At 67.6% G+C, this 11,549-nt stretch carries 8 protein-coding genes; 3 read left to right on the top strand and 5 right to left on the bottom strand.

Annotation, left to right across the window (positions count from 1 at the left end):
- Window positions 1-9 precede the first annotated feature (9 nt).
- From QFZ23_RS02440 to QFZ23_RS02420, 5 genes are all read right to left on the bottom strand, one after another.
- Complete coding sequence (locus QFZ23_RS02440) at window positions 10-924, bottom strand: aldose 1-epimerase family protein (RefSeq protein WP_306920355.1); 915 nt, start codon at window positions 922-924, stop codon at window positions 10-12.
- Entirely contained in the window at window positions 921-2,441 is a 1,521-nt protein-coding gene (gene araA, locus QFZ23_RS02435) for an L-arabinose isomerase (protein WP_306920354.1), read from the bottom strand. The genes QFZ23_RS02440 and araA overlap by 4 nt, the downstream gene beginning before the upstream one ends.
- Before the next feature lie 45 nt (window positions 2,442-2,486).
- Window positions 2,487-3,197: an L-ribulose-5-phosphate 4-epimerase gene (locus tag QFZ23_RS02430; RefSeq protein ID WP_306920353.1), complete on the bottom strand. Its 711-nt coding sequence runs from the start codon at window positions 3,195-3,197 to the stop codon at window positions 2,487-2,489.
- On the bottom strand, window positions 3,194-4,948 hold the full coding sequence (gene araB, locus QFZ23_RS02425) for a ribulokinase (RefSeq protein ID WP_306920352.1): 1,755 nt from the start codon (window positions 4,946-4,948) through the stop codon (window positions 3,194-3,196). Before araB ends, QFZ23_RS02430 begins: the two co-directional genes overlap by 4 nt.
- A 106-nt stretch (window positions 4,949-5,054) precedes the next feature.
- Window positions 5,055-6,065 (bottom strand): LacI family DNA-binding transcriptional regulator, encoded by a 1,011-nt coding sequence (locus tag QFZ23_RS02420; RefSeq protein ID WP_306920351.1) that lies wholly within the window; start codon window positions 6,063-6,065, stop codon window positions 5,055-5,057.
- Window positions 6,066-6,148: 83 nt separating this feature from the next.
- Here QFZ23_RS02420 and QFZ23_RS02415 point away from each other — a divergent pair, with 83 nt between their 5' ends.
- The 3 genes from QFZ23_RS02415 (at window position 6,149) to QFZ23_RS02405 (ending at window position 11,430) form a co-directional block, all read left to right on the top strand.
- Window positions 6,149-7,762, top strand: a complete 1,614-nt coding sequence (locus QFZ23_RS02415) for an FG-GAP-like repeat-containing protein (protein WP_306920350.1) — start codon at window positions 6,149-6,151, stop codon at window positions 7,760-7,762.
- A gap of 300 nt (window positions 7,763-8,062) precedes the next feature.
- Window positions 8,063-10,270, top strand: a complete 2,208-nt coding sequence (locus tag QFZ23_RS02410; protein ID WP_306920349.1) for a multicopper oxidase family protein — start codon at window positions 8,063-8,065, stop codon at window positions 10,268-10,270.
- Entirely contained in the window at window positions 10,267-11,430 is a 1,164-nt protein-coding gene (locus QFZ23_RS02405; protein ID WP_306920348.1) for a hypothetical protein, read from the top strand. The genes QFZ23_RS02410 and QFZ23_RS02405 overlap by 4 nt, the downstream gene beginning before the upstream one ends.
- Window positions 11,431-11,549: the final 119 nt, after the last annotated feature.

Here is an 11,549-nt window from a genome sequence, read left to right as displayed (position 1 = left end):
TTGAACTGGTCACGTGGCGAAGATGCTCCAGGATGCCTCGTGCGTGGCGCCCGGTTCGAGCCGGATCAGGTCCACGCCGCTGTTGAAGGCATCGGGCGGGCAGGTCATGGGTTCCACGGCGAGGCCCAGCCGGTTGGGGGCCGGCGGCCGCTTGTCGGCGGTATGGATCTGGAGCCACTGGCAGGTGCGGTCCCAGGACATTCCGACGCCGGTTCCGCCCGGATCCCGGACCAGCACTCGCGCCCGCCCCCCGCCGTCGAACGCAATGTCCGTGAAGGCGTGATCGATCTCAGTGGCGCCGATGGCGCGCGGCGCGCGGAAATCAAACCCGTGGCCCTCCACGGTGCGCCTTTCCTTGGGCAGCAGCCTGTCCGGGGTGACCTCGAGGAACTCCCCGGCGGGGACTTCGAGGGTCCACTCATCGAGGGGCGACGGACCGGCAACCAGGTACGGGTGAGGGCAGACCCCGTAGGGCGCCACGGTACCGCCAACGTTCAGCGCCGTGACCCGGCTGTGAAGGCCGTCCCCCGACAGCCGGTATTCGACCCCGAGCCGCACCGTATGCGGGTAGCCCGGCGTCGGACCGGCGATGCAGGAAAGCGTCACTGAGGACTCGTCCTGCGACTCCAATTCCCAGTCCAGGGGGAACACCAGGCCGTGCAGGGCACAGCCGCGCTCCGGTTCGTTGACCGGCACCTCGTACTCGCTGCCGTCGAACGTGTACCGGCCGTCGGCGATCCGGTTGGGCCAGGGCGCTGCGACAATGCCGCGGTAGTCGGGGATGGGCCCGCCCGCCGGGAACGGAACGATGAGGTCCCGTCCCCGGTGGCGCAGCTCTCGCAGGGCACCTGCCTGTGCCGTGATGACGGCGGTGTACTCCCCCGCCCGGATGTTGAATTCGGTCCCAGCCCTGCTGTCGGTCACAGCCTGCCGGCCAGCCTGTAGTAAGCGGCGTTCCAGGCCAGTTCCTTCTTGAACTGCTTGAGGGTGGTGCCTTCGTCGATGGTGAGCAGCTCGGTCTGGGCGATTTCGGCGAAGTCCTCGAACACGTCCACGCCCACCTGGGTGGAAAGAACCGTGTGGTGCGCGGCCCCGGCGGTGAGCCAGGCGGCCGCGGAGGTGGCGAAGTCGGGCTTCGGTTCCCAGAGGGCGCGTGCGACCGGCAGGTTGGGCAGCGGCTCGTCGAGGTCGACGACGTCGACGGCGTTCGCCACGAGGCGGAAGCGGTCGCGCATGTCGGACAGTGCGACCACGACGCCGGGGCCGGCGTCGGTGTCGAAGACCATGCGGACCGGGTCCTCCTTGCCGCCGATGCCCAGCGGGTGGATTTCGACGCGCGGCTTGGTGGCGGTTAGCGAAGGGCAGACCTCCAGCATGTGGGCGCCGAGGATCCTCTCCTGGCCGGGCACCAGGTGATAGGTGTAGTCCTCCATGAGCGAAGCGCCGCCGGGCAGTCCGGCGCCCATGACCTTGGCCGCGCGGATCAGGATGGCCGTCTTCCAGTCGCCCTCGGCACCGAAGCCGTAGCCGTCCGCCATGAGCCGCTGGACGGCCATTCCCGGCAGCTGCCGCAGCTCGCCGAGATCCTCGAAGGAGGTGGTGAAGGCTGCAGAGCCGTTGGCTTCGAGGAAGCTGCGCAGCCCGAGCTCGATGCGGGCACTGTAGCGCAGTGACTCATGGCGGGCACCGCCGGAGCGAAGCTCCGGCGCCACGTCGTAAAGCCGTTCGTACTCGGCGACCAGGGTGTCGACGTCGGACTCCGCCGAGCCGTGGACGGCGTCGGCGAGTTCGTTGACCGACCAGGTGTTGACCGAGACGCCGAAGCGCAGCTCCGCCTCGGTCTTGTCACCTTCGGTGACGGCGACGTTGCGCATGTTGTCCCCGAAGCGGGTCAGCTTCAGGTTCCGGACGGCCGCCCAACCGGCGGAGGCGCGCTGCCAGACGCCCACCTGACGGGCCACGTCGGGGTTGGACACGTGGCCCACGACGGTCTTGCGCGGCACACCCAGCCGGGACTGGATGTAGCCGAACTCGCGGTCGCCGTGCGCGGCCTGGTTCAGGTTCATGAAGTCGAAGTCGATGTCCGCCCAAGGCAGTTCCACGTTGGCCTGGGTGTGCAGGTGCAGGAGGGGCTTGCGGAGCAGGTCCAGGCCCTGGATCCACATCTTCGCCGGGGAGAACGTGTGCATCCACGCCGTCACGCCGATCACCGAATCGTCGGAGTTGGCCTCCAGCGCGGTCCGGCGGATGGCGTCCGAATCCGTCAGCACGGGCTTCCAGACAAGCTTGACCGGCACCTCGGAGGATTCGTTCAGCGCGGCAGCGATCTCCTGCGACTGGGCGGCCACCTGCTTCAGCACGTCCTCGCCGTAGAGGTGCTGGCTGCCGGTCAGGAACCAAACCTCGTAGTGCTCGAGGGAGGTGTTGTTGGCGGTGGACATTGGTGTCTCCTTTTGAAGTCTTCGGGTGTGGTGCGGGGGGCCGGACTAGCGTCCGTATACGTTCTGGTAGCGGTCGTAGAGCGACTCGATCTGCCCCTGGTCGATGGGCAGCGGCTCGCCGAGCTGGCGCGAGATGTGGACCGTGCGGGCCACCTCCTCGCACATCACGGCGGCCTTGACTGCGGAGCGCGCGTCCTTGCCGATGGTGAACGGGCCGTGGTTCTGCATCAGCACCGCCGGCGAGTTGGATCCCCGCAGGGTGTCCACGATGCCGCGGCCGATCGAATCGTCGCCGATGAGCGCGAACGGGCCCACCGGGATGGGGCCACCGAACTCATCGCCCATCATGGTCAGCACACACGGGATCTCCTCGCCCCGCGCGGCCCAGGCCGTGGCATAGGTGGAGTGCGTGTGGACCACGCCGCCGACGTCGGGCATGTTCCGGTACACGTAGGCGTGCGCGGCGGTGTCCGACGACGGTGTGAGGTCCGGGTTCTCCCACTGGGCGGGTACGCCGTCGGCGTCGGCGCTCAGGCTGCTGACCGGGGTGCCGTAGAGATCGGTGACCACCATGGCTTCGGGGGTCAGGGCGTCGTACGAGACGCCCGAGGGCTTGATGACCATGAGGTCGTAGCCGGGGATCCGGCCGGAGACGTTGCCGGCGGTCCAGACCACCAGGTCGTACCGGGTCAGCTCGGCGTGCAATTCGCAGACCTCGCGGCGGACACGGGCAATGGTGTCCAGCAGGGCGCTCATGCCGAAACCTCCTCGGTAAGCAGGGACTGGACGTTGGTTGACCGGGCGTTGGCCGGCTGAACGGCGTTGCGCTGGATGGCCTTGAGCCGGTGCATGACGTCGTTGGTTCCCCTGCCGAAGTAATCGTGGAGGGTCCGGTACTCGCGGAACAGTTCGTCGTACGCTGCAACGTTTTCCGGGATGGGGGTGTAGACGGCGCCGGGGGCGGCGCCCATCGTCTCGGAGGCGGCCCGGACATCGGCATACTTTCCGGCGGCGACGGCCGCGTGGATGGCCGAACCCAGGGCCGGGCCCTGCGTGGAGCCGATGGTGGAGAGCTGGAGTCCGGTCACGTCCGAGTAGATCTGCATGAGGAGTCGGTTTTTCAGCAGGCCGCCGGCCACGATGAATTCCTTCACCGGGACGCCGGAATCGCGGAAGGCCTCCACGATGGTGCGGGTGCCGAAGGCGGTGGCCTCGAGCAGCGCCCGGTAAATGTCCTCCGGCCGGGTGGCCAGGGTCTGGCCGACGACCACGCCGGAGAGCTCGTGGTCCACCAGCACGGAGCGGTTGCCGGAGTGCCAGTCGAGCGCGATCAGGCCGTGCTGGCCGATCGCCTGCCCGGAGGCCAGGTCCGTCAGGTATTCATGGATGCCCTGTCCAGCTGCGGCCGCGGCCTGGTGGTATTCCGGCGGAACGCCGTACTTGGTGAACCAGCCGAAGATGTCGCCAACGCCGGATTGTCCGGCCTCGTACCCCCAGAGCCCGTCGACAATGCCGCCGTCCACCACGCCGCACATTCCCGGCACCTCATGGAGTTCGGCGCCGTTCATGACGTGGCAGGTGGAGGTGCCCATGATGGCCACGAGCTGGCCCGGCTCCACTGCCTTCGCTGCCGGGGCGGTGACGTGTGCGTCCACGTTGCCCACAGCGACGGCGATGCCCTCCGGGAGCCCGGTCCAGGCGGCGGCCTCGGCGGTCAGGTAGCCGGCGGCGTCGCCCAGGCGTCCGATGGTGTGGTCCAGCTTGGCGCTGACGAAGTCCTTGAACTGCGGGTTCAGGGCGGCGAGGAAGTCATCGGACGGGTAGTGCCCGTCCTGGTAGATGCCCTTGTACCCGGCGGTGCAGGCGTTGCGGACGTAGTTTCCGCAGAGCTGCCACACAATCCAGTCGGCGGCCTCCACCCAGTGGTCCATTTCGGCGTAGGCCTCGGGGTCCTCCTCCAGCAGCTGCAGCCCCTTGGCGAATTCCCACTCGGACGAGATCAGTCCGCCGTACCGCGGCAGCCAGGATTCGCCCAGCTCGGCGGCGAGCGCGTTGATACGGTCCGCCTGGCCCTGCGCGGCGTGGTGGCGCCACAGCTTCACATACGCGTGCGGGCGGTTCGCGAAGCCCGGCACCTCGTTCAGCGGGGTTCCGTCAGCCTTGACGGGCACCATGGTGCAGGCCGTGAAGTCCGTGGCGATCCCGACGACGGCGGCCGGGTCGATTCCGGCGTCAGCGATTGCGGCCGGAACGGCGTGCCGGAGCACGTCGCGGTAGTCGTTGGGCACCTGCAGCGCCCATTCCCCGGGCAGGCGGGCGGCTGTTCCTTCGGCCGTGTCCGCCACGTCCGCCGGAAGCGTTTCGGTGACTACCGCGTGCGGGTAGTCGAACACGCCGCTGCCGAGTTCCTTGCCGTCCCGGACCCGCACAACCACGGCCCGGCCGGACAGGGTGCCGTAGTCCACCCCGATGACATAGTTTTCGCTGCCGTCTGCTGTGACGTCCATGAATCCTCCAAATGATGGCCCGCTGCTTATCGGGCTGACACCATTGTGAGCGCTAACAACTTACTCCGTCAAGTGCTGCGGATCACCGGTTTGGGGATCTATGCCGTCAGGCCGGGGCGGACGTGCTCCGGCGGACTACCAGCTCGGGCTCCACCACCGTGGTGCTGACGGTGTCCCCGTTCTCAATGGCGCTCAGCATCAGGTCCATGCAGCGCCTGCCCAGCTCCTCGAAGTCCTGGCGCACGGTGGTGAGCGGCGGCGTGAAATAGCCCGACTCCGGCTGGTCGTCGAAGCCCACCACCGAGACATCCTCGGGGACCCTGACGCCGGCCTCGTTGAAGGCACGGAGCAGGCCCAGGGACATCTGGTCGTTGCCCACGAACAGCGCGGTGGCAGTCCGTTCGGCAGCCAGCTTCCGGCCGATCTCATAGCCGCTGCCCGCGCTCCAGTCCCCCTCGACCACCAGGCTGTCATCCAGCCCGGCCGCGCGAAGTGCAGCACTCCAGCCCTCGGCACGCGCCACCGCATCAATCCAGTCCTGCGGACCGGCAATGTGGCCGATCCGGCGGTGGCCCTGCTCAATCAAATGCCCGACGGCGAGCTCGGCCCCCCGCTTCTGGTCCACCATGGCGCCACTGACCCCCTCACTGCCCAGCGACCCCACGGCCACCACCGGCACGCCGGGATTCAGTTCCGCCAGGGCGAGGAGCGTCTCGGAATGCGGCACGATCACTACAATGCCGTCCACGGACTGGTCCAGGAAGTGCCGGATGGCATCGAAAATCGCCTCCCGGCTCACCGACCTCAGGGCCGCGATGCTCACGAAGTAGCCGGCGTCGCGCGCGGCCTGTTCGACCCCGAGCAGCGTGTTGGCGGGACCGTACTGGGACAACTCGCTGCCAAGTACGCCGATGGTCTGCGACCTCCGGGTCACCAGGCTCCGCGCCGCAGTATTGCGCCGGTAGCCCAGCTCGGCAACGGCGGCCTCGACGCGCTCACGCGTGGCCTTGCTGACGTTGGGATGGTTGTTGATCACCCGGGACACAGTCTGGTGCGAGACTCCCGCGCGCTCCGCCACATCCTCAAGCCGGGGCAGCCGGGCATTGGTTTTTGCCATGGGGTAATTGTGCGTGACCCACCGCCCCGAGGACGAATAGACGCGGCCCGACGTAAACTGATGGGAGCAAAGGAGCGCTGGCGATGGACGGCAAAGTTCATCATTCTGGGGGCGGATCTTCCGCACGGCACATGCTGACGGACCTCCTGCTCCTGCTCGCCTTATTCCTTGGTTACTTGCCCGGTGCCACGCCCGCGCGCGCCGTATCGCTCAACGGCCACGACATTTCCTGGCCCCAATGCCCGACGGCGGTGGGCGGCTTCGGCCTGCCGCTCCCGCCGGCGTCGTCCCAGTTCGTGGTGATCGGCCTGACGAAGGGACTGCCCTTCACGGAGAACCCGTGCCTGGCCAGCCAGGTCGCCTGGGCATCCAGCAACCGCAAGCCGGCCCAGGCGTACACCATGGCCGCCTTTCCCAAGGCCGCCCAGCTCACCACCTACCGGTCCCAGGGACCGTGGTCAGCAGCCACCCGGGCGGGGCAGCTCTCCAATGTCGGCTACGCGGAAGCACGGTTCGCGGTGGCAAGCCTGGCGCGGGTCCGGTTTGCGCCGCGCGTGGTGTGGATCGACGTCGAGCCCCGACCGGCCCAGCCGTGGCCCACCGCGACTGCGCCGCAGCAGCGCGAAAACCGTTACATCGTCGAGGGCCTAATGCGCGGCCTGCGCGATTCCGGCTACTCCTACGGCGTGTACTCGTTCGCTTCGGGCTGGGCCAGCATCACCGGTTCCTGGCGGCTCTCCGGCGTTCCGGTGTGGGCCACCGCCGGCCGGCTGGATTTCCCCGGCGAAGCCCAGAACCTCTGCCGCACCGCCAGCTTCTCCGGCGGCCGCGTGTACCTCTCGCAGTGGTACGACGACGTCCGGGACTACGACCTGACCTGCGACCCCTACGCCTTCACTCCCCTGCCTGTTCCGGCGTCCACCCTGTCCCGGTCGACGGGCGACTTCAACGGGGACTGGAACACCGACATCCTGGCCCGCGTGAGCGCGACGGCCGAACTGCGGCTGTACCGGGGGAACGGCCGCGGCAGTCCGCTCCCCGGCGTGCGGATCGGTAATGGCTGGCGGGGCTACAGCGCCCTTGAGACGCCCGGCGACTTCAACGGCGATGGCCCGCTGGACGTCCTCGCCCGGGAGGACGCCACCGGCATCCTCTGGCTGTACCGCGGCAACGGCACCGGGGGGTTCCTTCCGCGGATTAGGATCGGCGCGGGCTGGAACATCTTTAGCGCGATCATCGGCCCCGGTGATTTCAACGGTGACCAGCGCGTGGACATCCTTGCCCGAGAGTCTGCCACCGGCTTCCTCTGGCTGTACCGCGGCAACGGCACGGGCGGGTTCCTGCCCCGGGTCAAAGTGGGCGCCGGCTGGAACGCCATCAATGCTTTGGCAGGCCCAGGCGACATGAACGGCGACGGCACCGTCGACGTCCTGGCACGCGAGCGCGCCAGCGGCGTCCTGTGGCTGTACCGCGGCAGCGGCACCGGCGGCTGGCTCCCCCGCGTCCGGGTGGGCGCCGGCTGGAACGTCATGACCGCCGTCGTAAGTCCCGGCGATTTCAACGGCGACCGCAACCCGGACCTGCTGGCGCGCGATGCCGCCGGCGTCCTGTGGCTCTACCCCGGGCTTGGCACAGGTCTGTTAGCCTCCCGCGTGCGCATCAGCGCCGGGTGGAACGGACTCGCCCCGCTGTTCTAGCTGTTACATCTAGCGCGCCCGCTGGACCGATTTTCTGGCCACGGCCCTTTGTTACTTTGCCGTAGCCCTATGACGGCCACCCCCCTTATACCCATCTCATTGAGGGGTATGTACAGCACTCGTCCAATGTTTTCCCAAGCCCCGGCCCGCACTGTAGTTGCGCGGGGCAACGACAAGCGCAGCCGGCTTCCGCAAAGGCCAGGATTTCCCGGTGCAGAAACCGCCGGGGAAAGACCCTGAGAAGGCTCGAATACCGGGGCCACCAGGCCATTCGTTTTGCCCCGAAGGAGGCGCATACCCATGTCAGAAGAAACCGCAACCACTAACGAAGTGTCCCGCCGCAATCTCTTGCGGCTCAGTGCGGCCGGAGGCGCCGGCGCGGCCCTCGTCGCCGCCCAGGGCTGGGCGGGCCCGCTGCTCGCGCAGAAGGGACTCCTTTCGCCCGACGGCGCATTCGCCGCTTCGTCCACCGCCCTCGGGGACCTGTTGTTCTACATCGAGGCGTTCCCAACCAGCCCGCTGATCCTGACGCCGTTCAAGGACCAGCTGCCCATTCCCAAAGCCCTGGCCCCCACCCCGGCCTTCGGCGACGGCTTTGCTAAGGGCTACACCGAGTGGAGCGACCCGCCCGGCCCGGGGGATGGCCAGCAGAGTTCCTTCAAGAATGAGCGGCACCAGATCTGGTCACCAACTCCTGGCGGTCCCGACCCGCTTGTCTACAAGATCGACATCCTGCTGCGGCAGCACGCGTTCACCACGTCGCAGGTGCTGCCTATCGATGCGAACGGCCGCCCCACGATTTCCTTCGATGACAAGCGTAAGACGTACCCGGCCGGGACCAAGCGCACGCTGCCGCTGAGCACCATCTACGGCTTCAACGGAACCTTCCCCGGCCCGATGATCAACGCCGAGTACGGCAAGCCGGCGCTGGTGCGGTTTGAGAACCACCTGGACGAGAACCCGCTGAACCTGGACCGGCAGGACTTCGGCTCGCCGGACTGGTCCTTCCTGACCCACCTGCACAACGGCCACACGGCACCGGAGAGCGACGGCAACCCGCACTACACCATGGTGAGCGGGCCCAAGTATGAGGGCTACATGCCGAAGACGTTCTGCGACAACCTGTACCTGAACTGGCCCGCCGGCGGCGACGACCGGGAGAAGCAGAGCTTCTTCTGGTTCCATGACCACCGGATGGACCACACCGGCTCCAATGTCTACAAGGGCATGGTGGGCCTCTATCCGATCTACGACCCGAAGAACGGCATGGACATGGGCGACGAGCGCCAGGGCCTGCGGCTGCCGGGTGTCCGCAGGGACAACCCGGACGGGTCCTTCGACGTCGACTACGACGTCCCGCTGGCCTTCTACGACTGCCGGCTCGACGACGGCGTCACCATGCACAAGGACATCCACGACGTGCAGAAGGAGTTCCCGGCCGCCAAGAACCCGGCAAAGCATCCCGAGTGGTGGGGCAAGACCTTCTACAAGCACTTCCCCAACCATGGGTTCGTGGGCGACATCTTCACCGTGAACGGCACCGCCTACCCGGTCATGGAGGTGAAGCGGCGCAAGTACCGCTTCCGGTTCCTGGACGCCTCCATCGCACGGATCTACGAGTTCAAGCTGATGAGCTCCACGAAGGGTCCCAAGACCTCCGTCTCGCTTGGTTACAAGGGCGACGAGCTCGAGGGGCAGTACCGCATCCCGGACGCGCAGCAGTGCATGCAGTTCACCCAGATCGCGTCCGACGGCGGCCTGTTGCCGTTCCCGATCAAACGCGACTCCTTTGAGCTGTGGCCGGCCAAGCGACGCGAGGTAGTGGTCGACTTCACGCGGTACCAGGACGGAACGCCCACCACCAAGGGTGACGTCATCTACCTCACCAACGTGATGAAGATGCCCAACGGCCGGATGTGGACCAACTCCTCCCGGTTCGCGCCCGACCCCGCTTACAAAGTCCCGGTGCTCAAGTTCGTGATCGGCGAAGACGCTCCGGACGACAGCGAGATCCCCGTGAAGATGCGCGACCTTCCGCCGCTGCCGAGCAACTGGCAGAGCATGCTGGACAACCGGTTGATCTTCGAAGTGGAGCGCGGATCCGGAGGCGGCGAAACCGAGTGGCTCATCAACGGCAAGCCCTTCACCCCGAATACCGTTGCCACCAGCCTCAAGAACCGTGCTGGCCGCTCGCCGCTCGCCCAGCAGAAGAAAGGCAGCTACAACCTTTGGGAAATCCGCAACGGCGGCGGCGGCTGGGTCCATCCCTTCCACCTCCACATGGAGGAGCACCGGACCGTCATGCGCAACGGCAGGGACGTCACCCGTGGCGGCGACAAGGGTCATCCCGACGATGTGTCACGTGAGGACCTGGTGGCCCTGGATCCGGGCGAGTCGGTGATCATCTACCGCGGGTTCCGGGACTTCGTCGGACCGTACGTGGCCCACTGCCACAACCTGGCGCATGAGGACCACGCTATGATGTTCGGCTGGGAAATCACGCCATGACAGCGGTACCGGCCGGCATGGTCGGCGGGAACAGCAGCGGGACCGGCGCCCAGGCGCCGGCCCGCCCCGCGGTCCCGTGGCTCACGGTCATCCCGCTGGCGGCGATGATGGCCTACGCCGACGGCTTCTGGATGGTGTCGCTCAGGGGCGCCGTCGGGGCCATCGAACGCACCCAGGAGCCGTTTCTAAGCTGGCTTCGGGAATCAACGGTGCTGCTCCCGGCGTTTGTCCTGGCCGTCATTGCGGCCGTGACGCTGGCGCTGCGGTGTTTTGGGCCGGTACTGGCGGGCAGGAAGGCTTTCTTCACGACCGCGCTGTTGATAGCCGGGGCCGGCACCCTGGCCGGGACTCTCACGCTGGCCGCCAGCCAAGCCTGGGACTACGCCCTGCAGCACGATCTGATGAGCATCCTGCACCATGCGTCCTCCGCCCAGTCGGTGGAGCAGCTGGACCAGTCCTCGCTGGGCCTCCAGCTGGCAGCCTTGGGCTATGGCGTCGGCCTGCTCCTGGTCACCAACCTCGTGGTGACCGGGTGGACTGTGGCCATCCGGGGCGGGCGGCTGGACGTCAGCCGGCAGCAGCAGGCGACGCCGGAGCGCACCCCACACCGGGTGGGGGCCGGCGCCCGGACGGGCGCCAGGGACCTCAGGCAGACGCTGGCGGCGGTGGCACTGTTCGGCTGCGCCGCCATCCACCTCGCACTCATACCGGACCACATCAACCACTGGGTCGTTGCCAGCGCCTTCTTCCTTACCCTGGCGATGGCGGAGATAGCCTGCGGGGTCCTGTTGCTGGGACGGGCGGGTTTGAACGTCCTCGTTGCCATCGCCGCCGCCGCCGTGGTTCCGCTGGCACTGTGGGCCTGGTCCCGCACGTCCGGGTTGCCGTTCGGCCCCAACTCCAACGTGCCCGAGCCTGTGGGCCTGGCTGATGTGGCCGCGGGTCTCCTCGAGCTGGGCACCCTGGTGATCGCCGTCGTCCTGCTCCGCGCCAGGCGCACCGTCACGCCGGAGAAGCGGACGACGCTGTCTCCCCACCTCCGCGCGCTGGCCGTGGTGGGGGCAATCGCCATTGGCTCCCTGGGCGTGGCTGGAGCCGTGCCCGGCTTGCTCGGCGATGTGGACACCTCAGGGAACACCACCCACAGCAGCACGCATTAGGAGCTCTTTCTCTCCAGACACGACTCAACACTGACGCGACGGCGGCGGGCCCTGACGGGGCCCGACGCCGTCGTTTTAACGAGCAAAAGTGATGATCGGCAACAGTGGTAACAAGCAAT

The sequence above is a fragment of the Arthrobacter globiformis genome (genome assembly GCF_030818015.1).
GTDB lineage: Bacteria > Actinomycetota > Actinomycetes > Actinomycetales > Micrococcaceae > Arthrobacter > Arthrobacter globiformis_C.
This window is presented reverse-complemented; position numbering and strand designations above follow the sequence as displayed.

Excerpts from the sequence above, each read along its gene's own strand:
- araA (WP_306920354.1), bottom strand. The coding sequence starts at position 2,441 with ATGTCCACCGCCAACAACACCTCCCTCGAGCACTACGAGGTTTGGTTC.
- QFZ23_RS02430 (WP_306920353.1), bottom strand. The coding sequence starts at position 3,197 with ATGAGCGCCCTGCTGGACACCATTGCCCGTGTCCGCCGCGAGGTCTGC.
- araB (WP_306920352.1), bottom strand. The coding sequence starts at position 4,948 with ATGGACGTCACAGCAGACGGCAGCGAAAACTATGTCATCGGGGTGGAC.
- QFZ23_RS02420 (WP_306920351.1), bottom strand. The coding sequence starts at position 6,065 with ATGGCAAAAACCAATGCCCGGCTGCCCCGGCTTGAGGATGTGGCGGAG.
- QFZ23_RS02415 (WP_306920350.1), top strand. The coding sequence starts at position 6,149 with ATGGACGGCAAAGTTCATCATTCTGGGGGCGGATCTTCCGCACGGCAC.
- QFZ23_RS02410 (WP_306920349.1), top strand. The coding sequence starts at position 8,063 with ATGTCAGAAGAAACCGCAACCACTAACGAAGTGTCCCGCCGCAATCTC.
- QFZ23_RS02405 (WP_306920348.1), top strand. The coding sequence starts at position 10,267 with ATGACAGCGGTACCGGCCGGCATGGTCGGCGGGAACAGCAGCGGGACC.